This is a genomic window from Kribbella sp. NBC_00482 (assembly GCF_036013725.1).
Classification (GTDB): Bacteria; Actinomycetota; Actinomycetes; order Propionibacteriales; family Kribbellaceae; genus Kribbella.
Map to the genome: position 1 here is coordinate 2,215,480 of NZ_CP107881.1, position 20,695 is coordinate 2,236,174.

The window sequence follows — 20,695 nt, forward strand, 5'->3', positions numbered from 1 at the left end:
GTCAGGGAGTGATCAGCACCCGTCGGTGGATGTAGAAGTCCTCGACGGTCAGGCCGATCAGGTCCGGTACGACGCTCTTCGGGACGATGTAGACCTTGGCGACCTTGCCCGGCTTGTCCATCGTGAACGGGTGGTCGTCGTCGCCGCAGAAGGTCGGCAGCGGATAGCCGGTCGCCTGCGTGTCCTCCCAGGTGTTGCCCTTGCTGTCCCGCAGATCCGCATCGCAGCTGAAGCCCTGGTCGTCGAGCTGGAGACCCTTCCGCGGCGTCACCGTGAGCGTGGCCAGCACGAAGATCGACCCGGCCGGTGCGTCGAGCTGGATCGCCTCGCCGTCTTCGTTCAGGATCGCGGTGTAGGCCTTCATCGAGTCCAGTTTCCACTCGATGTCCTGGACCGTCACCGGGCCTTGGCTGACGACCTCGTCGATTCGGCCCTGTTTGTACAGGTCCTCGTCGTCGCTCAGGTACGGATGGAGCACGCTGAACACTCCCAGGCCCATCAGGGCGACCATCAAGGAGCTCTGAACGACAAGCCGGCTCGCCCGGCTCGCGAGGTTCACGACGCCACCCGGGTGACGTCGTCGTTGATGACGTACTGATCGACCGCGCCGTCGACCATCTGCTGGGCGATGGTCTCGGTCGGGACGCCCAGGTCGACGCGGATCTCGGAGTTGTACACGTTGAAGAGCATCGACGGCTTGAGTCTCAGGGTGAGGCCCTTCAGGTCGGCCGGGTTGGCCTCGAAGACGACGGTCCCGGTGCTCGCGAAGCCGGCGTCGGGGAAGTCGATCCTGCTCTCGCTCGGGTCGCTGACCTTGTTGTACACACTGCCGCCGTCGGTGATCAGCGTCGGGGTGAACGAATCGGGGTCCTTCACGCCGCGGACCGCATCCCACTCGACCGCCACGAAGACGCCGTTGGTCTCGAACGGCTTGTCGTCGTCGCTCGCATCGGCCTGGATGATCGACTTGGCGAACTTGATCCGGGCGACCTTCATCGTCGACCCGCTGCCCGCGAACGGGAGCGCTTCACCGATGGTGCCGTGCACGACCTTCAGGTTCTGGTCCTCGCCCAGCACGCTCTCAGGGCCGGCCAGTCGGGTCACCCCGCCGAGCAGGACGAACAGCAGGCCGACCAGGATGGTCGCGGGGCGATAGAGCTTCATCCGTCCTTCCCGTCGTCGACAACAACGGTCGGCTTGAGCCGGACGACTGCGGTCGCGGTCTCAGACTGCCAGTACGGCTTCTCGCTCAGTCCGAGTGAGCCGTTGTCCGCCTTGAACTGCTCCCCCAGGACTCCGACCTCGACCACGTCCGCGGCGAAGTCCGGCTCAACCTTGAACTCGGTGCTGCACTCTTCCGGCGGCAGTCCGTAGACCAACTGCCAGTTCAGGCCGTCGTGGCAGTCCCCGCCGTTGGAGTCGACCAGGTCCGCGCCGCCGCCCGGAACGAAGACGAGCAGGTCGTTGGTCACCGACGCGCTCGTGTGCTCCTCGGTGTCGATGTTCTTCGCTGTGAAGTACACCTTCAGGGTGGTCTCGGCCGCGCTGTACTCGGTCTTCGGCTTCCGGACGATCTCCGCCTTGGTGAAGTTGAACTCGAACCGGCCGGCCGTCACCGTCGCCGGGGCCTCCATGGTCGGGACCACTCGGCCCTTCTTCTCTTTCCAGCCGCCGGTGGCCAGCACCACCAGGGCTGCCGCCACGATGAGGGCGATCAGCAGCAACCAGATCCGCCGGTGCCGGTGAATCACCCGGTCGGCGATCATGGCATCGATGACCTCGTCGAGACTTTCCACGGCTGCGATCCTAAGGGGCGGTGGGTGCGCGCAAGGCACCCGTCGTCCCTGGCCGCCTCGAACGGGCCTGAGTGGTCTGGACCGGTGGGTGCCGGAACGGTCAGTTGCGAAACAGCCGGAGGGCACTGAGTGCCCGTGAGCGCTTTCTGGCCCCCCACCCGCGAGAGGGGACATGGAGATGAGGGAGAAAAGACGCCCTGAGGTGAGTTTCGGGCGACTGGTGGCCGGTTCTGCTTCGCTCGACGGGTAGAATGGACGGAGTAGAGCGAGCCGCGCCTCTGCTATCACGGTAGAGGGCGGCTCAACTGTGCCGCGATGCCTCGCGAACGCGGGGTCCGAGGAGGACAACAGCCGGTGACCGACGAGCCGACCGAGATCGACGCAAACCAGTCCGCCGACCCCATCGGCACCGCCGCATCCAGCGAGGAACTCCCCGCGATGCTCGACGCCATCCCGTCGAACGTCGTCGAACGCGAGTACGACGCGAGTGCGATCCAGGTGCTCGAGGGTCTGGACGCGGTGCGCAAGCGTCCGGGGATGTACATCGGATCCACCGGTGAGCGCGGTCTGCACCACCTCGTCACCGAGGTGGTCGACAACGCAGTCGACGAGGCGATGGCCGGGTTCGGCGACCGGATCGTCGTGACCCTGCTGCCCGACGGCGCGGTCAGGGTCGAGGACAACGGCCGCGGTATCCCGGTCGACATCGTCGAGTCCGAGGGCAAGCCGGCCGTCACCGTCGTACTGACGGTTCTGCACGCCGGCGGCAAGTTCGGCGGTGGCGGTTACAAGGTCTCGGGTGGTCTGCACGGCGTCGGCGTGTCCGTCGTGAACGCGCTGTCGACCAGGCTCCAGGTCGACGTCAAGCTGAAGGGCAAGCTGTACACCCAGTCCTTCACCAACGGCGTCCCGGACGCCGACCTGGCCGAGATCGGTACGTCGGACTCGAACGGTACGACGATCACCTTCTGGCCCAGCGAGGACGTCTTCGAGACCACGACGTACTCCTACGAGACGCTCACGACCCGCTTCCGCGAGTACGCGTTCCTGAACAAGGGCCTCGAGTTGGTCATCCGGGACGAGCGCCCGGACCACTTCGACGAGCACGGCCAGCCGCTGGAGCAGTCGTTCAAGTACGACGACGGCCTGGTCGACTACGTGAAGTACCTGACGGGCATCCGCGAGACCGTGCACCGCGACGTGATCTCGTTCGAGGCGGCCACCGCCGAGAACACGATGAGCCTCGAGGTCGCGCTGCAGTGGAGCGGCTCGTTCCAGGAGTCTGTGCACACCTTCGCGAACGCGATCAACACGCACGAGGGCGGCACCCACGAAGAGGGCTTCCGGGCCGCCCTCACCTCACTGGTCAACTCGTTCGGCGAGGACCAGGGCATGATCAAGAAGAAAGAGGACCGGCTCACCGGTGACGACATCCGGGAGGGCCTGACCGCGATCATCTCGGTCAAGCTGGCCGAGCCGCAGTTCGAGGGTCAGACCAAGACCAAGCTCGGCAACACCGAGGTGAAGGGCTTCGTCCAGCGGGTCGTGAACGACCGGCTCGGTGCCTGGTTCGAGCAGAACCCGGCCGAGGGCCGCGAGATCATCCGCAAGGCGACCGCGGCGGCGAGCGCCCGGATCGCGGCCCGCAAGGCCCGCGACCTGGCCCGCAACCGCAAGGGCCTGCTGGGTGGCGGCGGCCTGCCGGGCAAGCTGGCCGACTGCCAGTCGACCAACCCGGAGGAGTGCGAGGTCTACATCGTCGAGGGTGACTCGGCGGGCGGCTCCGCGAAGGGCGGCCGGGACCCGAAGTTCCAGGCCATCCTGCCGATCCGGGGCAAGATCCTGAACGTCGAGAAGGCCCGGATCGACCGAGTCCTGCAGAACAACGAAGTACTGGCGATCATCTCCGCGCTCGGCACCGGCATCCACGAGGACTTCGACGAGGACAAGCTCCGGTACCACAAGATCGTGATCATGGCCGACGCCGACGTCGACGGCCAGCACATCCGGACGCTGCTGCTGACCCTGCTGTTCCGCTTCATGCGCCCGCTGATCGAGCTCGGTCACGTGTACGCCGCGCAGCCGCCGCTGTACAAGATCCGCTGGAGCAACCAGCCCGACGAACTCGCGTACACCGACCGCGAGCGCGACGGACTGCTCGAGGCCGGCTACGAGGCGGGCAAGAAGCTGCCCAAGGAGAACCCGATCCAGCGCTACAAGGGTCTGGGCGAGATGAACGCGAACGAGCTGTGGGACACCACGATGGACCCGGCCAACCGGGTGCTGCTGCAGATCACGCTGGACGACGCGATCCGCGCCGACGAGACGTTCCAGACGCTGATGGGCGACGACATCGAGGCGCGGCGCAGTTTCATCCAGCGCAACGCCAAGGACGTCCGCTTCCTCGACATCTGATCTCGCCGCTGCTTACCGACGTACTGATCTGAACGGGATTTTTTCATGACCGAGACCCCCACCACGCCGGGCCACGACCGCGTCGAGCCCCTCGACCTGCAGACCGAGATGCAGCAGTCGTACCTCGACTACGCGATGGCGGTCATCGTCGGCCGCGCGCTGCCCGAGGTCCGTGACGGCCTCAAGCCGGTGCACCGCCGCATCCTCTACGCGATGTACGACGGCGGTTACCGGCCGGACCGCGGCTTCAACAAGTGCTCCCGCGTCGTCGGTGACGTCATGGGTCAGTACCACCCGCACGGCGACTCGGCGATCTACGACACCCTGGTCCGGCTGGCGCAGCCGTGGGTGATGCGGGCGCCGCTGATCCAGGGCCAGGGCAACTTCGGTTCACCGGGTAACGACCCGGCCGCCGCCATGCGGTACACCGAGTGCCGGATGGCGCCGCTGGCGATGGAGATGGTCCGCGACATCGACCAGGAGACGGTCGACTTCCGGCCCAACTACGACGGCAAGTCGCAGGAGCCGGTGATCCTACCGGCCCGCTTCCCGAACCTGCTGGTCAACGGCTCGTCCGGGATCGCGGTCGGTATGGCGACGAACATCCCGCCGCACAACCTGCGTGAGGTCGCGGCCGCGGTCGACTGGGCGCTGGCGCACCCGGACGCGACCCGCGAGGAGCTGCTCGACGCCTGCCTGCAGTCGATCAAGGGCCCGGACTTCCCGAACGGCGCGCTGATCGTCGGCTACAAGGGGATCGACGACGCCTACCGCACCGGCCGTGGCTCGGTCACGATGCGCGCGGTCGTCGACATCGAGGAAGACGCCAAGGGCCGGACCAGCCTGGTCGTCACCGAGCTGCCGTACATGGTGAATCCGGACAACCTGGCGCTGAAGATCGCCGAGCTGGTGAACACCGGCAAGATGAGCGGCATCGCCGACATCCGTGACGACAGCTCATCGCGGACCGGTCAGCGACTCGTCATCGTGCTGAAGCGTGACGCTCAGCCGCGCGTCGTACTGAACAACCTCTACAAGCACACGCCGCTGCAGGACACCTTCGGCTGCAACATGCTCGCGCTCGTCGACGGCGTACCGCGCACGCTCAGCGTGGACCTGTTCATCAGCCACTGGATCGACCACCAGATCGAGGTCATCCAGCGGCGGACCCGCTTCCGCCTGCGCGAGGCGGAGAAGAACGCGCACATCTACCGCGGGTACGTGAAGGCGCTGGACGCCCTCGACGAGGTGATCGCGCTGATCCGGCGCAGCCCCGACGTCGACGAGGCGCGCACCGGCCTGATCCAGTTGCTCGAGATCGACGAGATCCAGGCGCAGGCGATCCTGGACATGCAGCTGCGCCGGCTGGCGGCCCTGGAGCGGCAGAAGATCATCGAGCGGTTGCAGGAGCTCGAGGCGATCATCGCCGACCTCGAGGACATCCTGGCCAGCCCGGAGCGGCAGCGGTCGATCGTCAAGGACGAGCTCGCCGAGATCGTCGACAAGTACGGCAACGAGCGGCGTACCGAGATCATCGCGGCCGACGGTGACCTGTCGGTGCAGGACCTGGTGCCGGACGAGGACGTGGTCGTCACGATCTCCCGCGGCGGGTACGCGAAGCGGACCAAGACCGACCTGTACCGGACGCAGAACCGCGGCGGCAAGGGCGTCCGCGGCGCCGCGTTGCGGGCCGAGGACGAGATCAACCACTTCTTCGCCACCACGAACCACCACTGGATGCTGTTCTTCACCACCAAGGGCCGGGTCTACCGGGCCAAGGTCTGGCAGCTGCCCGAGTCGGCCCGTGACGCCAAGGGCTCGCATGTCGCCGGTCTGCTCTCGTTCCAGCCGGACGAGGAGATCGCCCAGGTGCTGACGCTGCGCGACTACGAGCAGTCCGACTACCTGGTGCTCGCGACCAAGAAGGGCCTGGTCAAGAAGACCGCGCTGCGCGACTACGACTCGGCCCGGCAGAGCGGCATCATCGCGGTCAACTTCCGCGAGGACGACGACGAGCTGATCGGCGCCGACCTGGCCACCGCCGAGGACGACCTGCTGCTGGTGTCCCGGAAGGGCCAGTCGATCCGCTTCACCGCGAACGACGAGCAGCTGCGGCCGATGGGCCGGGCCACCTCCGGCGTCACCGGGATGAAGTTCCGGTCCGGCGACGAGGTGCTGTCGATGTCGGTGATCCGGGCCGGCTCGGAGGAGGACGCGCAGTTCGTCTTCACCGTGACCGACGCCGGGTACGCGAAGCGGTCGAAGGTGTCGGAGTACCGGCAGCAGGGCCGTGGCGGCCTCGGCATCAAGGCGGTCAAGCTGAACGACGAGCGCGGCTCGCTGGTCGGCGCGATCATCGTCGTCGACGAGGACCAGGTACTGGCGATCAAGGCCAGCGGCCAGGTCGTCCGCAGCCGGGTCGACAGCGTCCCGGTCAAGGGCCGCGACACGATGGGCGTCCGGTTCGCCGGCGTCGGCGAGTCCGACGCGGTGGTCGCGATCGCCCGGAACACCGATCTGACCGTCATCGGAGAGGAATCGGAAGCGGCCGAGGAGGGTACTGTCGCTGAAGGTGCCCAGAATGTGGACGGATCGACAACCGAATCCACCTCTGAGAGCGTCCAGAATGATGAAGAGCGTTCGACGGACGTGGACGGCGCGGCTAACGTCGAAGACGACGAAGCCGGCCAGGAGGGTGACTGATGACCAACCGCGCGAGGCCGACATGGCCTGAAGGTGCGGCCGACAGCTCCAAATCCCAGCGCACCGCGCAGGGTGGGACGCCGTCAGCTGCCCCGGCCAACCCGGCTTCCAACGGTCGTTCCAACGGCGTTCCCGGCGCCAACGGCCAGCAGAGGACAGGTACGCCGAACGGCCAGCGGCCGTCCGAGTACCGCCCCCAGGCCCCCGGCGCCGCGCCGGCTCGACCCCAGCAGCCGGCCCCGAGTACGCCGGGTCGCCCGGAGCCGTGGACGCCTCCGTCGGTCATCACGCCCGTCGGCGGCGCCCCGTCGTACGGCGGGAACGAGGCGAAGACCGAGTCGTTCGGAGACCGGATGAGCTCGGCGCGTCAGGCCGTCCTGGACAAGGCCGCGGCGGTGAAGGCCGACAAGGCTGATCGGGCCGACGCCAAGCAGGAGCGGCTCGCCGAGAAGGACGCCAAGGCGTCGGGCCGGCCGCAGACGCGGAAGGCGCGCCTGCGGATGTCCCGCATCGACCCGTGGTCGGTGATGAAGACGGCGTTCCTGCTGGCGATCGCCTTCGGGATCGTGACCTGGGTCGCGGTCTTCATCGTCTGGTCCGCGATCGGCGCGGCCGGGGTGTTCGACAACATCAACTCGACCGTCCAGGAGGTCCTCGGGACGCCCGCGGGCGAGCCGTTCCGGGTCGAGAACTACATCAATACCGGCAAGGTGATGGGCTTCACCACGCTGCTGGCGTGCGCCGACGTGCTCATCATCACGGCGCTCGCGACCCTCGGATCGTTCCTCTACAACATCGCCGCCACGCTCCTCGGCGGCCTCGAAGTCACGCTGGCGTCGGAGGACTGACCCGGCACCTCCCGTTCCGGCCGGACCTGCTCCAGGCCCGGCCGGAACCGGTTTGGGAGTAGGGCACCTGGTGCGGTAATCTCTCCCGGGTTCGACACCGCAGTACGCGGGCCTATAGCTCAGACGGTTAGAGCGCTGCCCTGATAAGGCAGAGGTCACTGGTTCAAGTCCAGTTAGGCCCACCCTCACGTTGTTTCGAAGCCACATCCGAGGAGTCTCCAGTGCTGAGAAAGATCCTGCTGGTGCTGCTGGCCGGCGTCGGTGGATACTTCGTGTACAAGAAGACCCAGCAGTCCCGCGCCGAGAAGGACCTCTGGGCCGAGGTCGCCGACCCGGTAACCCCGGGCCACTGACCACCCCACGGGGGCGTAGCTCAACTGGCAGAGCACTGCCTTTGCAAGGCAGGGGTTAGGGGTTCAAGTCCCCTCGTCTCCACCAAAATCTGATCGGGCGGACTGCGGTCAGCCCAGTCAGCTCCTGATCGCGCTACGCGTGGGCTGAACGGCAGACGGGAAGACACAGAGGTTTCTTACCAAAGGACGGTCAGAGACCTCCGTTGCCTTTAAGGGTCAAGTTCGGGCCCTGGCCAGCAGGGGTGTCGCTCTACCAGACGACATCGTCGAGCGCCGGCCACGGCGGACCCTCCCGCAGAACGCGAAGGAACGCTACTCCCGATTCTCTGCCGCTCGGGTGCTGGTCGTTGAGACTCCAGCGGTGCGCTGCGACGATCGCGAGTACGACCCCCCTGCACTCGTCGACCAAATCTTGTTCAGCGTCGGGATAGTGCTGGCTGACCTCGCTGGGCACCCAAGCCAGGTCGTACTCGACAGGCCCACGGGCGGTGTTTTCGAAGTCAATGAAGAGCGGCCCGTTCTTCGTGTTGAGGATGTTGAACGGGTGCGGCTCGCCGTGCAGCAGTTGTTCGCCGCTGCGCCGGTTGACGATTGATCGCCCCAGATCGTGCAGCGTGTTGGCGAGCAGCGCCCGGTCCGTATCCGCGAGATCCGGAGTGACGTCGAGGCTGGCAACGTCTCGTTGAGTAGCAGCCACTCGATCCATGAAGTGTGGCGTCGTGACCTCGATCCGCCGCAGGCCGGCATGAAGACGTGCGAGCGCCTGCGCGTACTCGGCCGGCGGAAGCATTCGAGACTGCACAGGTTCGAAGTAGGCCCACATGGCGATCTTGAAGCCGTCATGCACGAAGACGCGTGGTTCGACCCGAGGCTCGAGCGGGGCGACCGGGCTGTCCGTCTGCGCTAGCCGTCTCACGAGCTCAACTTCTTGCTCTGCGCTTGCGAAATGCGTCATGGGCGTGACTCGGGCAACGGTGTCGCAGGGCGTCAGGCGGATGACGAGTCGGTTCGAGTCGCTGAGAACGATCGCGTCGTCGACGGCCAAGTCGAGTTCCGAGGCGGCCGACATCGCCGCAGCCACCGCACGCCGCGCCTCAGATGCTTCCATCTCCGTGTCCCCTCCCCGCGACATCGACTGACCCATCGAGGAATTCCCTGATCGCCCGTTTGGACTTGAGCACGTGCCGGGTCGCGTGCTGCCCGTGTCGGGCGATGATCGCTTGCTCGCGTTCGACTTCCGCGCGCCGGTTCCGCCAGATGAGCGGGATGAGGCGCCATTCATCGCGCAACCGTTGCCAGGCCGAGTACTCACATCCTTCAGGCAGCGTGTCCGGCATTCGGCAGCCGCGTAGCAACGCTCGTCCCGCGCAGCGCCACCACGGCGTCGCTAGGACTACCACGGTGTCGGCGCGTTCGAGCCTGAGGTCGAGCGTCTCGGTGTAGTTGCCATCGGCGATCCACGCGTCGTTGGCAAGGAGGCCGCGTTGTTTCTCGCGCCACTCGGCCTCCGACGGTTCGGTCCAGCCCGCCTTCCAGAAGTGGAGGTCGAGATGAATGAGTGGCAGGCCGGATTTGACCGCAAGTGCCCGGGAGAACGTGGATTTCCCGGCTCCAGCCATCCCGGTGACGACGATGCGGCGTTGAGCTTCGTTGGGGTACATGACACCTTCGCAGGATCGCAGCGGTGCCAGGTTCGACTACATGAGGGCTGTCTGTGCCGTGGTGTCGAAGCTGGCAAATGACCTTCTGCGACACGGCAGGATCAAGGATGCTTCGGCGGAGCCGGCAGCGTTCTCACGACTGCCATGCCCGCCAAGTGGCCACCGGGCAAGGCTCCCCCGCGATCAGGAAGCCTCCCGGCAGCATCGCATTGCTGCATACCTGCGCAGCACGCGACGACACGTCCGTACCTACCGTGTCAGCGCGTGCCCCGCCGGCCGGGTAGGTCGCGATGCACCCGACCCCAGACGCCATCCGCCATGAGCAGCCTCTCCAACGAAAATTCAAGGAACGGGCCCGCAAACGCCAGCCGTCCATTCAGAGCGATTTTAACCGGTCGCGCGGCAGTTGCCAGTCTTGTGCGGCGCCTACATCGGCGCACATTGCAGGATCCTACGGATCACAAGGCCGTGCCCTCCGCGTGCCCTAGCGAGAACATTTCAGTGGGCTCGACCGGTCGCCAATGGGATTCAACCGGCCGAGCCAACGCCTGCAGATCTACCGCTCAGCTACGGGCGCCTTCTCCGTCGCCGTCCTCCGCGCCGCACCCACCCCGTGCTCAGCGCGCGTCGCCCGCCCCGCACCACGCGATCCCGCACCTGTCGTGATGATCAAGCGGAAACGGTGAGTTCTTCCCATCCATTTTTCGCAGCTTTGGGCCGCGACTTCAAGACTTATGTTTTGGCGTTCAGCGGCGCAGACTCGTGTCCGCACAGCTCACGACTCCGCGCTCTGCCGGCGGAAGGAAGAGGTTCAACTGTGACCGCACCCATGCGTCTGATGTGGCCCAACTGCCTCAACGTCCGCGATCTCGGTGGTCTACCCACGAGTGACGGTCGCCAGATCGGTTCTGGCGCGTTGATCCGTTCCGACAACCTTTCACGGTTGACAGAGGCCGGCGTCCAAGCGGTGCGGGGGGCTTCTGTGAGCCGCATCATCGACGTACGGACTCCCCCGGAGTGCGAAGGTGACCCGTCACCCTTCGCATCCGACCCTCTCTACCGCAACATGCCGCTCTACAACGCGGACGATCCCTACGATCCGACGCAGAGCATCGACCAGCAGTATGTGGCGATGCTCGACCTCCACCCCGAGCTGTTCGCCGCCGCGGTCGGGGCGATCGCCGATGCGCCCCGCGGTGGAGTCGTCGTCCATTGCCATGCCGGAAAGGACCGTTCCGGGACCGTGGTTGCACTGGCCCTGAGCCTCGCCGGCGTACCTACTGAATGCGTCGCCGCCGACTACGCCGTCCTGGGCGACCGCATGCGCGACCACCTCGACGAACAGCTCCTCCTCATCGACGATCCCACCGAGCGGAGCCAGGTGGCTGAGTCCTTCACCGCCCGGCCGGAGACGATGCTCGCAGCACTCGAGCACCTCGAAGACAGGTATGGCGGGGTTGAGCCGTACCTGCGTCACGGAGGTCTGAGCGACAACCAGGCCAACGCGCTAAGAGCCCGACTCATCGAGTGACGGACCTTTAAGTCCCCTCGTCTCCACCAACAGTCGGTTGCTCCCGAGCAGCCGACTGTTGGTGCGTACTGCGGCGCCTGAATGTGGGGTTGGATGTGTAGGTGGATGACCAAATCAGCGTGGAGGGGCGCGCCCTCCGGTTCTGTCTGTACGGCCCCGTCGACGGCGTGCCGGTGATCGAACTGTATGGAACTCCGAGTAGCCGGATGCGGCGGCCCGACCAGATCGCGGCGATTGAACACAGCGGCGTGCGAGTCTTGATGCCCGACCGGCCTGGGTACGGCGGGTCGACCCGGCTGCCAGGACGTACGGTTTCTGATGTTGTGGGGGACATCGAGGCACTCGCGGATAGCCAGCGTTGGGAGAGGTTCGCGGTGACGGGCGGCTCGGGTGGTGGTCCACATGCGCTGGCGTGTGCGGCGTTCCTGCCGCACCGTGTCACCCGGTGTGCTGTGCTCTCGGGCATTCGCCCGCAGGCAGAGACGCTGCCTCCCGAGGAGGTTCTTCGGGGCCAGCTCACACAGCTCGGCGCCGACATCCTTGGCCAGGTCGAAGCAGGCGGCCCCGCCTATCCAGGAGCACCAGCCAATACCCCTGGTTGGGAGGACCCCGCTACCCGGGCTCGGCTGGTCGCTACGTTCGCTGACAGTCTCGATGGCTGGTACGACGACAAGGTGGCTTTCGCCCAGCCGTGGGGTTTCTCTCCACAGAGCATCAGTGTCCCTGTCGGCATCTGGTACGGCACAGCCGACGAGCACGTCCCCGAGAGTGATGCACAGTGGCTCCTTGAAAACATTCCCACCGCTCAGGGCCACCAGTACGACGGCGGTCACCTTCCCGCCAGCGCGACCTTGATTGACATCCACAAGTGGGTCAGCTCGCCAACCAGTTGACGCGCCGGTCGACTTCCGACCACCCCGTCAAGGATCACAACTGCGGATCGCGGCTGTGACCTAACGAGAACATGCAAGCGGCCTCGACCGGTCACCAACGGCGTTCAGCCGGTCGGGCTCACGCGCGGAGATCCGCCGCCCAGCCAGGGAGGTGCTGCGGGAGTACTGCGGTCGTCCCGACGCGGTGCTACCGGCGGCTCTGTCTCCGGCTGGGACAGCGGCTCCCAAACTCCAAGTTCGTTGCCATGCAGTCAGCATTTCAGGAGACCGGGGGGCGGGCGAAGGACCAGACGGGGCGGACTGTGGTCTCGGTTGCTGTCAGGTGGAGGTCAGTCAGCAGTTGGCCTAGTACGTCGTTCGCGTAGGAGAGCGCTTCGACTTCCGCGCGGCAGACTTCTGCGATGGCGAACCCATCGCCCTCGGGGTGGACGACGTATCTGTTCGGTGATGTCCTCAGGTGGGGGTGTTCCACTCGTAGTAGTCGGGGTCGGGGTCGGTTTTGAAGCGGATGGCGTTGATGGTTGTCTGGCCGTTGATCCAGGCTTTGGAGATTCTGTGGCCGCCGTCCATCAGACGGCCGTCCGCGGACAGGATCACCGGGTAGCTGAGGTCCGCTTTCTGGATGAGGGCGGCGTGGCGGGCGACCATTCGGCAGGTGACGGGCCGGCCGCCGAACCAGCAGTCCTCGTCGAACTCGCGGATCGCGTCGATCGGTACGGATTCGACAGGAAGATCTTCGGACAACTTCCAGAGGCGTTCGGTCAGGTAGAAGGCTCGGCCGCCGGGCACGGGGCGTGAGTGCTTTTCAGGCATCGCACCATCATCACCCGTCAAAGTTTCAGTCCAGTGCGGCGGCTTTGCGTAGGAGGATTGAGCGTTCGGGTTTGTTGGTGCAGAGGCGGGCTGCTAGTTCCAGTTCGGCGCGGGCCTCGGAGTGGCGGCCGAGGCGGGTCAGCAGTTCACCGCGTACGGTCGGGACCAGATGTGAGCCGGGCAGTCGGTCCAGGGCGATGAGTTCGTCGACGATGACCAGGGCCTGGGCGGGACCTGAAGCCATGGCTACGGCGACGGCTCGGTTGAGTTCGACCACCGGGGAGGGTGCGACGCGGCCGAGCGCTTCGTAGAGCACGACGATCCGGTCCCAGTCGGTTTCCTCGACCGAGGGCGCTGACGCGTGGGCAGCGGCGATCGCGGCCTGCAGTCCGTACGGGCCGAGGCCGCGGGGCGATGCCTTCACCAGCGCGGCCAGTCCACGACGAATAGCCGACAAGTCCCAGCGGCGCCGGTCCTGGTCCTCGAGCAGGATCGGCGAACCGTCCGGGTCGGTCCGGGACGGGAAGCGCGCCGCCGTCAGCTCGAACAAGGCCAGTAGCCCGTGCACTTCCGGCTCCTCCGGCTGCAGCGCAGCCAGCGTGCGGGCGAGCCGGATCGCCTCGTACGCGATGTCGGGGCGCACCAACCGCTCGCCGGACGTGGCCGTCGAACCCTCGGTGAAGATCACGTAGAGGACGCTGAGCACCCCGGCCAATCGCGCCCGGCGCTCGTCGGCCGCCGGCAACTCGAACGGAACCCCGGCCGCGGCGATCGTCTTCTTGCCCCGGGTGATGCGGGCCTGCACGGTCGGCACGGATACGAGGAACGCGCGGGCGATCTCCTCGCTGGACAGGCCGCCGACCACGCGCAGAGTCAGCGCCACCTGGGCCTCGCGGGAGAGCACCGGGTGGCAGCTGATGAACATCAACGCCAGGACGTCGTCGTCGATCCTGTCCGGGTCGATCTCGTCGTCGACCACTGGCGCCGTCGCCAGCAGCGCGTACCGATCCTTCAGGGCGGTACGGCGGCGGATCGCGTCGATCGCCCGCCGCCGGGCCGTGGCCATCAGCCAGCCGGCCGGACTGGCCGGGTCGGCAACCGGCCACGACACCAGTGCCTCGGCCACCGCCTCCTGAGCCGCATCCTCGGCCAACCCGAAGTCGCCGGTGAACCGGGTCAGCGCGGCGACGATCCGCGCCGACTCGATCCGCCAGACGGCCTCGACGCCGGCTGCATCCATCAGCGCCGGCCGTTGCTCTCGCGGTAGGCGTCGTCCTTGACGAACTTCGCGCTGTCCTGCGGCACCTCGTCCTCGCCGGGCACCCGCCGTACTTCGATCTTGGACCCTGGGACCGCCGGGACCCGCTTGGCCCACTCGACAGCCTCCTGCTTCGAGGCGACGTCGAGCAGGAAGTAGCCCCCGAACAGTTCCTTGGTCTCGCCGTACGGCCCGTCCGTGACGATCGGCGCCTCATCCGTGAACTGCACCACGACGCCCTGGGCCGGATCGTCGAGCCCTTCCGCCGCGACGTACACGCCGGCCTTGTCCAGCTCCTCGATGAACCGGCGGGTCGTGGTCATCATCTCGTCGATGTTGGCCATCATGGCCGCGTTCGTCTCGTCGGTGCCCCGCATGATCAGCATGTACTGCGCCATCACGTAACTCCTTGTCCGACGGGGCCGCCTCTCGGCCCTCGCACCCCCAGGTCGAACGAGCGGCCCGCGGATCGACACGACCCCGAAGAAACTTCTCGGCGCTTCTCCAAGCATGCCGGACAAGATTGGTTGTGGGATGGTGTCGGATCGGGGTCTTGGTGTTCGTGGAGTTGGTGTGGCGGCCGTTCGGGTCGCTGCACTGAGAGGAGACGGCAGTGGCTGAGTATGTGATCGCGTTCAACGACGAATGGGTTCCGGACCAGACGGCGGAGGACCTGCGGACCAAGAGTGCCGGTGGGATGGCGGTGATCGCGGAGATGGAGGAGGCCGGGGTCTTCGTCTTCAGCAACGGTGGGATCGACGCCTCCACCGCGATCTGCAGCGTCGAGGCGAAGGACGGGGAGCCGATCTTCAGCGACGGTCCGTACATCGAGACCAAGGAGCACCTCGGGGGTTTCTGCGTCGTCGACGTACCGGACGACGAGACGGCGCGCTACTGGGCCGGCCGCCTGGCCGTCGTACTCAACTGGCCGCAGGAGATCCACCGCTTCCCCGGCCGCGAACGCCACAACCGCCCAACCGAAACCGCCTGAACGCACGGGGTGGGCGGGCCGCCCCGCTCGCCCACCCGGTCAGGTACTGACAACTCGCTGGTGAAGCTGTCGGCCCGTAGGTAGCCTCACCGGAGTGTCGGTCTGGAGAGTGCCTGAGCGGGTTGAGCCGCCGAATGATCCGGTCGACGAGCGGGCCGCGCTCGAGGATCGGCTCGAGTTCCAGCGGACGACGTTGCTGATGAAGTGCGGTGGGCTGACGCCGGAGCAACTCGTGCTGCGTTCGGTGCCGCCGTCGGCGATGTCGCTGCTCGGTCTGGTGCGGCATCTGTCCGGAGTCGAGGCTTGGTTCCACGAGTACGACGGCCAACCGGATCACCTGTACTTCTGGGACTACGTGCCGGGGGCGGCGAAGGGATTCGATGTCGACCTCGCGCGGGCTGACGACGACCTGGCCAGCTACCAGGCGAGCGTCGCCCGGTCGCGGGCCGCCGTCGCAGGTCTTGGTCTCGACTCGGTCAGCCCGGGCGAGGATTACACGCTGCGGTGGATCTACCTGCACATGATCGAGGAGTACGCGCGCCACAACGGGCACGCGGATCTCCTCCGTGAGCGCATCGACGGTGCTACGGGTGAATAGCCTTCAGGTTGTGAAGGCCCAGGACGCCATGAGCGGGAACTCGGCCTGCCAGAAGGGGTCGCCGTGGTCGCCCTCGCGTTCGGTGATGACCACGTCTGCGTCGGCGTCGCGGAGGGCATCGGCCCAGCGGGCGGCGTTCTCCATGAACCACGGTTCCTGGGTGCCGGCGACCAGGTAGGCGCGTGGGAGCGGGCTCGGCATGTCCTCCGGCGGCCGGTAGCCGCCACCAGGTGAGGCGGCGAAGATCGCGCCGTAGATGTCCGGGTGCCGAACGCCCATCGCCAGGGCGAGCTCCGCGCTCGCCGAGACGCCACACACCGCGGTCCGTTCGGCCGGCAAGGCGACGCCGAAGCGGGATCGCACCCAGTCGCGAACGTCCTCGACGAAGAACCTCTCATGCGCCGCGAACCGTTCTTCGTTGAACGACGGCGAGTACTCCTCGATCCGCACCATCTCGTCCGCGTCGTCCGTACGGTACGTACCGACCACCATCGTCGGCGGTACGTCGGCCTGCTCGAGATCCGCGCCCCACTGGGTGATCAGTTGGCCGTCACCCGCGAACACGATCGCTTCCGGTGGATCCGCCGGCACGTAGACGGCGACCTGCCGCCCACCGTCGTACTCGAACGTCTCGGTGACGAGTTCTCCCATTGATCTCACAGCTCCAGAGGGCAAAGCGTTGCGAGGGCTGCGTCGATCGGGTACAGGTCGGTCAGCGGCTCGCCTGGGTTCCACCAGACAGCCTCTGACATCTCGTCGTTCGGCGCGAACGGCCGGGGCGTGTCGACGTACCCGCAGTAAATAGCCAGGAACTCCAGCCGGTCGTCGGGCGCGACCCGGATCTTCGCCACCCCGGCGAAGTCGAGCGAGTCCGCACGCTGGCCACTCTCTTCGTCGAGCTCCCGTACGGCGGCCTCACGAGCCGACTCCCCCGCATCGATCATGCCGCCGGGCAGCTCCCAGGCCTGACGGAACCGGTTGAAGACCATCAAGCAGTTCGCACCGCACCAGAGCACAACGAGTGAGGCGGTCAGCGGGACGGACGGATCCAGGCTGCTGAGGTCCTCCTCATGGAGACGATCGAAGGTGAGGAGCACGGAGCCGTCGGTGTTGTGGACCGGGAGGTCGTACATGGGGCATGAGTGTTGCAAGACTGGTGGGTGTGAGTGAAATGGATTTCAGTGGTTATCAGCAGGCGGCGGCTCGGACCGGGGGGCTGGTCGCGACCGATCATCCGATCGTGTATCCGACCTTGGGGTTGGTGAACGAGGCGGGTGAGGTGGCAGGCAAGGTGAAGAAGATCTTCCGGGATCGGCAGGGCGTGATCACCGACGCGGACCGGCAAGCGCTGACGCTCGAGCTGGGCGACGTGCTCTGGTACCTGTCCGAGCTGTGCACGAGGCTCGAGATCCGGCTCGAAGACGTTGCCGAGCACAACATCGCCAAGCTCGCCGACCGGGCGTCCCGCGGTGTGCTCGGAGGCGACGGCGACCTGCGCTAATGCTCGATCAGGCCGCCGGCTTTCACGGGTGGGACGTGGCCGGTGGGCGGGTGGGACTCGGCCAGGGCGACGCCGATGTCGACCAGGGCGGCGCGGTGGAGCGTCGGGATCTTGTCGATCGGGGTCCAGACGGATTCGGCGGTCTCGCCGTTGGGTTCGGGGCGGGTGGTGCCGGCGGTGATCCGGACGGCGTAGAAGATGCCGATGTTCTGGTGGTCCTCGGACCCGGGACGACGCCGTACGGCGGCCGGCACGATCCGCGAGTCGACCCCGAGCAGCCGCTCGACGACCGACTCGTACCCAGTCTCCTCGGCGACCTCGCGCGTCACGGTGTCGAACGGATCCTCACAGTGCTCGACACCACCGCCCGGCAGAGTCCACCAACTCCCATCGCCGTACGGCGAGACGTACCGCGCCAGCAGCATCCGCCCGTCCTCGACACACACCGCGTACGCCGCCACCCGTCGACTCATCCCAGGACCCTAACCCGGCGTCAGATGCAGAACGGGTGCCCGGCCGGGTCGGCGTACACGTAGTGGTCCGGTCCGGTGGTTTGAAGCGGTTGAGCACCGACCGCCAACGCATGATCGCGCGCAGCAGGCACATCGTCCGTGGAAAGATCCAGATGAACCTGCTGCGGGTACGCCGGGTCGGGCCATCGCGGAGCCGCGGCGTCGGAACGCTGGAAGGCAAGCGCCGGCGAGTCGGCCAGCACGACCCGGTCGGGACTGTCGACCACGCGCTCAGGCAGGTCGAGGAGCGCGCTGTAGAACGTGGCCAGCGCCTGCGGTTCGGGGCAATCGATGACGATCCGAGCGATCTCCGCCCGGTCGGTCGCCGATTCGTGCAGGCAGAACGGGTGCCCGATCGGATCGGCGTACACGTGCCAGGCCTCTGAGTCGTCGAGCAGCGTCGCACCGGGAACCTCAACCTGCGCCAGATCGGGTACGGCGATGTCCAGGTGCATCTGCTGTGGGTACGCCGAATCCGGCCACCGTGGCGCCTGGTAGTCGATCGGCCCGTCGCCGAACCCGAGGTTGAGTCGACCGTCGCCGATCAGGAACCAGTCCTCGCGGATCACGCGCATTCCCAGCAGTTCCGCGTAGAACGTCGCGATCGGCCGGGCCCCGCAGTCGTAGCTCTCAGGCGTGTTCCCGGGGCATGCGAACACGACGTTCTGGATCCCGAGCCTCATTCTCCAGCCTCCCGATTGCCGACGGTATGCCTCCACAGCTACCGGTCGGTGGACGTATCCGGCCAGGGGATGGCCGGATCTGTTCACGTCACGGGGCCGGGATCAGGCGCTGTTACCGTCGGCCCGGCGTGATCAGTTGATCACGTTCAGCAACCAAGACTCAGGAGAATACGAATGCGGAAACTTGCGGCCCTGGTGGCCGGGCTGGTCGCGGCTGCCGGCGGCGTCTATGTGGTGGCGGCACCGGCGGCGCAGGCGGACGACTGCGGAGGCACCTACACGATCGTGGTCGGCGGCACCGGCGACAACGACTCCAACGCGCCGTACTGGCAGGGGAACATCAGCCAGCGCGTCGGGTATCCGGCCCAGCCGATCGGCTACAACGCCCGCCAGGGCGTCAACGAGCTGAACCGGCTGATCCGGGATCACCGCAACGCGTGCCCGGGCCAGCACGTCAAGGCGGTCGGGTTCTCGCTCGGCGCCGCGGTGGTGCACACCTGGGTCACGGAGAACTGGCAGACCTTCGACAACGTCAACGCGGTGCTGATCGCCGATCCGAAGCGGGCCGCGGGTCCGGAGAATGCCGGAGTCGCGGGCCACCCGGCCGTCGCCCCGGTGATCGGCGCCCCACTGGCCGGCGCCGACGCCTTCTTCGGCGACGTCCCGGTCCTGACCCTGTGCACCGACGACATCATCTGCAACCTGGACGCGAGGTCCGGGGTCCCCGGATACATCTGGGGAGCCCACGGCAACTACAACTTCAACGTCGACGCCTACTCCGACGACGCCCGCGGCCAGTGGTTCAACGGCGTGTTCATCCCCTGAGCACCAGGACTGCGGACATCACCCAGATGTCCGCAGTCCCTCCAGTACGGCGCTCGCGTCCGACCGCAGCTTCTCCGACGGATCGTTGCCAGTAGCAACTTCCAGCAGTGGGAGGTCCTGCGGCCACGCCGAGTACGCCGTCGCCCAGATCGCTGCCTCCCGCACCCAGTCCTCCGAACTGCCGAACGCGTCGCGGCCAACGGCTCGGTCGAGTTGTCGATCGTCCGGAGCAGCGCGATCTGCTGAAAAGGCATCAGCTCGTACTCGATCAGTTCCAGCGCTTTGTCGTACGCCGTCCTCCACAACGTCTTCGACCTGCTGCCATCCCTCGTCCTCAGCGAGCTCCACCACGGACTCGTGCTGCGGAGTGCGTCCCAGTACCAAGCGGTTCGAGCGATGCAAGGCTCCTCCTCGGGTCGGAGCGCGAGAGGTTACCGGCCGCGAGGTTCGTGCCTGTGGAATAGGTCGGGCAGCGTGCGGGTTGCCCGGAGTATGACAGTGGAGATCGGGGTCATTCTGCCGACGTCGTCGCCGGATCCGGCGCAGGCGATTCTCGGGGATGTGCGGGAGAGTGCGCGGTACGCCGAGGAGATCGGGCTGGACTCGGTGTGGTCGACGGATCACCTGATCGCGAGTGCGCCGATGCTGGACAGTTCCGTCGTACTGGCGACGGCGGCCGCGGTGACCGAGCGGATCACGGTCGGGTACAACGTGATGTTGCTGGCGTTGCGGCCGGTCGCGTGGGCGGCGAAGCAGATCAGCACGTTGCAGCTGGTGTCGAACAACCGGCTCGTGCTCGGTGTCGGGACCGGCAATCCCGCGCACGGTGACGTCGGCTGGCGGGCGGCCGGTGTCGAGTTCGCGGAGCGCGGGCGGCTAACGGACGAGGCGCTCGCCGTACTCCCGGATCTCATCGCGGGCAAACCTGCGACGCTCGCCACGGGCGTCGACGCGACGATCGCGCCCGGGGCGCCGGTGCCGCCGATCTTCGTGGCCGGCAACGGTGTACGGGCGTATCGGCGAGCGGCGGCCTACGCCGATGGGTGGGCGACGATCGCGTCGTCGCCGGACGAGGTGCGGACGAGCCTGGAGCGGATCAACGAACTTGCCGAGGGCAAGCAGTTGAAGGCGACCGTGGTCGCGCCCCAGCTCGACGGCGATCCGCTCGAGCAACTCGCCGCGTACGAGGCGGCCGGTGTTGAGCGCATCATTCTGCCGCCCACCGGTGACTGGCACGACGACTACGACCGAGCCGCTGCACTGAAAGTGGGCTGACGAAAGCCGCACGGATTGGACCTGTCGAGGGTTCGCGTA

General features: G+C 66.8%; 24 protein-coding genes and 2 tRNA genes. 13 read left to right on the forward strand and 13 right to left on the reverse strand.

All coding sequences use genetic code 11. From position 1 onward, the window contains the following. Window position 1: 1 nt before the first annotated feature. From OHB24_RS11145 to OHB24_RS11155, 3 genes are read right to left on the reverse strand one after another with little or no spacing between them, the layout of a single operon-like run. Window positions 2-559, reverse strand: coding sequence for a hypothetical protein (locus OHB24_RS11145; protein WP_327638899.1), 558 nt, complete (start codon window positions 557-559; stop codon window positions 2-4). Then, entirely contained in the window at window positions 556-1,164 is a 609-nt protein-coding gene (locus tag OHB24_RS11150) for a hypothetical protein (protein WP_327638900.1), read from the reverse strand. The genes OHB24_RS11145 and OHB24_RS11150 overlap by 4 nt, the downstream gene beginning before the upstream one ends. Continuing rightward, a complete protein-coding gene (locus tag OHB24_RS11155; RefSeq protein WP_327638901.1) occupies window positions 1,161-1,796 on the reverse strand; it encodes a hypothetical protein in 636 nt (211 codons plus the stop codon). The genes OHB24_RS11150 and OHB24_RS11155 overlap by 4 nt, the downstream gene beginning before the upstream one ends. 354 nt (window positions 1,797-2,150) lie before the next feature. On the opposite strand from OHB24_RS11155, the gene gyrB reads away from it, so the two are divergent. The 6 genes from gyrB (at window position 2,151) to OHB24_RS11185 (ending at window position 8,200) form a co-directional block, all read left to right on the forward strand. After that, the gene (gene gyrB, locus OHB24_RS11160) at window positions 2,151-4,211 is read left to right on the forward strand and encodes a DNA topoisomerase (ATP-hydrolyzing) subunit B (RefSeq protein WP_442913964.1); all 2,061 of its coding nucleotides are present in this window, start codon (window positions 2,151-2,153) and stop codon (window positions 4,209-4,211) included. Between the two features lie 45 nt (window positions 4,212-4,256). Continuing rightward, window positions 4,257-6,914 carry a DNA gyrase subunit A gene (gene gyrA, locus OHB24_RS11165; RefSeq protein ID WP_327638902.1) on the forward strand — a complete coding sequence of 886 codons (2,658 nt, stop codon included), beginning with the start codon at window positions 4,257-4,259 and terminating at the stop codon, window positions 6,912-6,914. Beyond that, window positions 6,914-7,762, forward strand: coding sequence for a DUF3566 domain-containing protein (locus OHB24_RS11170; RefSeq protein ID WP_327638903.1), 849 nt, complete (start codon window positions 6,914-6,916; stop codon window positions 7,760-7,762). The genes gyrA and OHB24_RS11170 overlap by 1 nt, the downstream gene beginning before the upstream one ends. A 108-nt stretch (window positions 7,763-7,870) precedes the next feature. After that, window positions 7,871-7,944 (forward strand) — tRNA-Ile (locus OHB24_RS11175). 39 nt (window positions 7,945-7,983) lie between these two features. Further along, window positions 7,984-8,115: a DLW-39 family protein gene (locus OHB24_RS11180; RefSeq protein WP_238150739.1), complete on the forward strand. Its 132-nt coding sequence runs from the start codon at window positions 7,984-7,986 to the stop codon at window positions 8,113-8,115. Window positions 8,116-8,124: 9 nt separating this feature from the next. Continuing rightward, window positions 8,125-8,200 (forward strand) — tRNA-Ala (locus OHB24_RS11185). A gap of 165 nt (window positions 8,201-8,365) precedes the next feature. Here the strand turns inward: OHB24_RS11185 and OHB24_RS11190 are convergent. Together OHB24_RS11190 and OHB24_RS11195 are read right to left on the reverse strand one after the other, a co-directional pair. Next, window positions 8,366-9,223 (reverse strand): phosphotransferase family protein, encoded by an 858-nt coding sequence (locus OHB24_RS11190; RefSeq protein WP_327638904.1) that lies wholly within the window; start codon window positions 9,221-9,223, stop codon window positions 8,366-8,368. Beyond that, window positions 9,210-9,776 (reverse strand): hypothetical protein, encoded by a 567-nt coding sequence (locus OHB24_RS11195; protein WP_327638905.1) that lies wholly within the window; start codon window positions 9,774-9,776, stop codon window positions 9,210-9,212. The genes OHB24_RS11190 and OHB24_RS11195 overlap by 14 nt, the downstream gene beginning before the upstream one ends. 838 nt (window positions 9,777-10,614) lie before the next feature. Here OHB24_RS11195 and OHB24_RS11200 point away from each other — a divergent pair. Both OHB24_RS11200 and OHB24_RS11205 read left to right on the forward strand, forming a co-directional pair. Beyond that, a complete protein-coding gene (locus OHB24_RS11200; RefSeq protein WP_327641048.1) occupies window positions 10,615-11,307 on the forward strand; it encodes a tyrosine-protein phosphatase in 693 nt (230 codons plus the stop codon). Window positions 11,308-11,408: 101 nt separating this feature from the next. Further along, window positions 11,409-12,200, forward strand: coding sequence for an alpha/beta fold hydrolase (locus OHB24_RS11205; protein ID WP_327638906.1), 792 nt, complete (start codon window positions 11,409-11,411; stop codon window positions 12,198-12,200). Window positions 12,201-12,653: 453 nt separating this feature from the next. On the opposite strand, the gene OHB24_RS11210 is transcribed toward OHB24_RS11205, so the two are convergent. From OHB24_RS11210 to OHB24_RS11220, 3 genes are read right to left on the reverse strand one after another with little or no spacing between them, the layout of a single operon-like run. Further along, the gene (locus OHB24_RS11210) at window positions 12,654-13,013 is read right to left on the reverse strand and encodes a hypothetical protein (protein WP_327638907.1); all 360 of its coding nucleotides are present in this window, start codon (window positions 13,011-13,013) and stop codon (window positions 12,654-12,656) included. Window positions 13,014-13,038: 25 nt separating this feature from the next. Continuing rightward, window positions 13,039-14,253 carry an RNA polymerase sigma factor gene (locus OHB24_RS11215; RefSeq protein WP_327638908.1) on the reverse strand — a complete coding sequence of 405 codons (1,215 nt, stop codon included), beginning with the start codon at window positions 14,251-14,253 and terminating at the stop codon, window positions 13,039-13,041. After that, window positions 14,253-14,669, reverse strand: coding sequence for a YciI family protein (locus OHB24_RS11220; RefSeq protein WP_327638909.1), 417 nt, complete (start codon window positions 14,667-14,669; stop codon window positions 14,253-14,255). Before OHB24_RS11220 ends, OHB24_RS11215 begins: the two co-directional genes overlap by 1 nt. Before the next feature lie 215 nt (window positions 14,670-14,884). Here OHB24_RS11220 and OHB24_RS11225 point away from each other — a divergent pair, with 215 nt between their 5' ends. Both OHB24_RS11225 and OHB24_RS11230 read left to right on the forward strand, forming a co-directional pair. Continuing rightward, on the forward strand, window positions 14,885-15,262 hold the full coding sequence (locus OHB24_RS11225; RefSeq protein ID WP_327638910.1) for a YciI family protein: 378 nt from the start codon (window positions 14,885-14,887) through the stop codon (window positions 15,260-15,262). Window positions 15,263-15,356: 94 nt separating this feature from the next. Then, window positions 15,357-15,860 (forward strand): DinB family protein, encoded by a 504-nt coding sequence (locus tag OHB24_RS11230; protein WP_327638911.1) that lies wholly within the window; start codon window positions 15,357-15,359, stop codon window positions 15,858-15,860. Window positions 15,861-15,863: 3 nt separating this feature from the next. On the opposite strand, the gene OHB24_RS11235 is transcribed toward OHB24_RS11230, so the two are convergent. Continuing rightward, window positions 15,864-16,511, reverse strand: coding sequence for an alpha/beta hydrolase-fold protein (locus OHB24_RS11235; RefSeq protein ID WP_327638912.1), 648 nt, complete (start codon window positions 16,509-16,511; stop codon window positions 15,864-15,866). 5 nt (window positions 16,512-16,516) lie between these two features. Then, complete coding sequence (locus tag OHB24_RS11240) at window positions 16,517-16,993, reverse strand: NUDIX hydrolase (protein ID WP_327638913.1); 477 nt, start codon at window positions 16,991-16,993, stop codon at window positions 16,517-16,519. A 38-nt stretch (window positions 16,994-17,031) separates the two neighbouring features. Here OHB24_RS11240 and OHB24_RS11245 point away from each other — a divergent pair, with 38 nt between their 5' ends. Continuing rightward, a complete protein-coding gene (locus tag OHB24_RS11245) occupies window positions 17,032-17,361 on the forward strand; it encodes a nucleoside triphosphate pyrophosphohydrolase family protein (protein ID WP_131337753.1) in 330 nt (109 codons plus the stop codon). Here OHB24_RS11245 and OHB24_RS11250 read toward each other — a convergent pair. Beyond that, on the reverse strand, window positions 17,358-17,834 hold the full coding sequence (locus OHB24_RS11250) for an NUDIX hydrolase (protein WP_327638914.1): 477 nt from the start codon (window positions 17,832-17,834) through the stop codon (window positions 17,358-17,360). The two genes, OHB24_RS11245 and OHB24_RS11250, sit on opposite strands and share 4 nt — an antisense overlap. 20 nt (window positions 17,835-17,854) lie before the next feature. Then, window positions 17,855-18,556, reverse strand: a complete 702-nt coding sequence (locus OHB24_RS11255; RefSeq protein WP_327638915.1) for a VOC family protein — start codon at window positions 18,554-18,556, stop codon at window positions 17,855-17,857. A gap of 174 nt (window positions 18,557-18,730) precedes the next feature. Between OHB24_RS11255 and OHB24_RS11260 the strand changes: the two genes are divergently transcribed. Next, window positions 18,731-19,381, forward strand: a complete 651-nt coding sequence (locus tag OHB24_RS11260) for a cutinase family protein (protein WP_327638916.1) — start codon at window positions 18,731-18,733, stop codon at window positions 19,379-19,381. 18 nt (window positions 19,382-19,399) lie between these two features. Here OHB24_RS11260 and OHB24_RS11265 read toward each other — a convergent pair whose 3' ends face one another. After that, complete coding sequence (locus tag OHB24_RS11265; RefSeq protein WP_327638917.1) at window positions 19,400-19,783, reverse strand: hypothetical protein; 384 nt, start codon at window positions 19,781-19,783, stop codon at window positions 19,400-19,402. A gap of 90 nt (window positions 19,784-19,873) precedes the next feature. Here OHB24_RS11265 and OHB24_RS11270 point away from each other — a divergent pair, with 90 nt between their 5' ends. Then, the gene (locus tag OHB24_RS11270; protein WP_327638918.1) at window positions 19,874-20,656 is read left to right on the forward strand and encodes an LLM class flavin-dependent oxidoreductase; all 783 of its coding nucleotides are present in this window, start codon (window positions 19,874-19,876) and stop codon (window positions 20,654-20,656) included. Window positions 20,657-20,695: the final 39 nt, after the last annotated feature.

Excerpts from the sequence above, each read along its gene's own strand:
- OHB24_RS11150 (WP_327638900.1), bottom strand. The coding sequence starts at position 1,164 with ATGAAGCTCTATCGCCCCGCGACCATCCTGGTCGGCCTGCTGTTCGTC.
- gyrA (WP_327638902.1), top strand. The coding sequence starts at position 4,257 with ATGACCGAGACCCCCACCACGCCGGGCCACGACCGCGTCGAGCCCCTC.
- OHB24_RS11170 (WP_327638903.1), top strand. The coding sequence starts at position 6,914 with ATGACCAACCGCGCGAGGCCGACATGGCCTGAAGGTGCGGCCGACAGC.
- OHB24_RS11190 (WP_327638904.1), bottom strand. The coding sequence starts at position 9,223 with ATGGAAGCATCTGAGGCGCGGCGTGCGGTGGCTGCGGCGATGTCGGCC.
- OHB24_RS11195 (WP_327638905.1), bottom strand. The coding sequence starts at position 9,776 with ATGTACCCCAACGAAGCTCAACGCCGCATCGTCGTCACCGGGATGGCT.
- OHB24_RS11200 (WP_327641048.1), top strand. The coding sequence starts at position 10,615 with ATGTGGCCCAACTGCCTCAACGTCCGCGATCTCGGTGGTCTACCCACG.
- OHB24_RS11210 (WP_327638907.1), bottom strand. The coding sequence starts at position 13,013 with ATGCCTGAAAAGCACTCACGCCCCGTGCCCGGCGGCCGAGCCTTCTAC.
- OHB24_RS11215 (WP_327638908.1), bottom strand. The coding sequence starts at position 14,253 with ATGGATGCAGCCGGCGTCGAGGCCGTCTGGCGGATCGAGTCGGCGCGG.
- OHB24_RS11220 (WP_327638909.1), bottom strand. The coding sequence starts at position 14,669 with ATGGCGCAGTACATGCTGATCATGCGGGGCACCGACGAGACGAACGCG.
- OHB24_RS11235 (WP_327638912.1), bottom strand. The coding sequence starts at position 16,511 with ATGGGAGAACTCGTCACCGAGACGTTCGAGTACGACGGTGGGCGGCAG.
- OHB24_RS11240 (WP_327638913.1), bottom strand. The coding sequence starts at position 16,993 with ATGTACGACCTCCCGGTCCACAACACCGACGGCTCCGTGCTCCTCACC.
- OHB24_RS11245 (WP_131337753.1), top strand. The coding sequence starts at position 17,032 with ATGGATTTCAGTGGTTATCAGCAGGCGGCGGCTCGGACCGGGGGGCTG.
- OHB24_RS11250 (WP_327638914.1), bottom strand. The coding sequence starts at position 17,834 with ATGAGTCGACGGGTGGCGGCGTACGCGGTGTGTGTCGAGGACGGGCGG.
- OHB24_RS11255 (WP_327638915.1), bottom strand. The coding sequence starts at position 18,556 with ATGAGGCTCGGGATCCAGAACGTCGTGTTCGCATGCCCCGGGAACACG.
- OHB24_RS11260 (WP_327638916.1), top strand. The coding sequence starts at position 18,731 with ATGCGGAAACTTGCGGCCCTGGTGGCCGGGCTGGTCGCGGCTGCCGGC.
- OHB24_RS11270 (WP_327638918.1), top strand. The coding sequence starts at position 19,874 with ATGACAGTGGAGATCGGGGTCATTCTGCCGACGTCGTCGCCGGATCCG.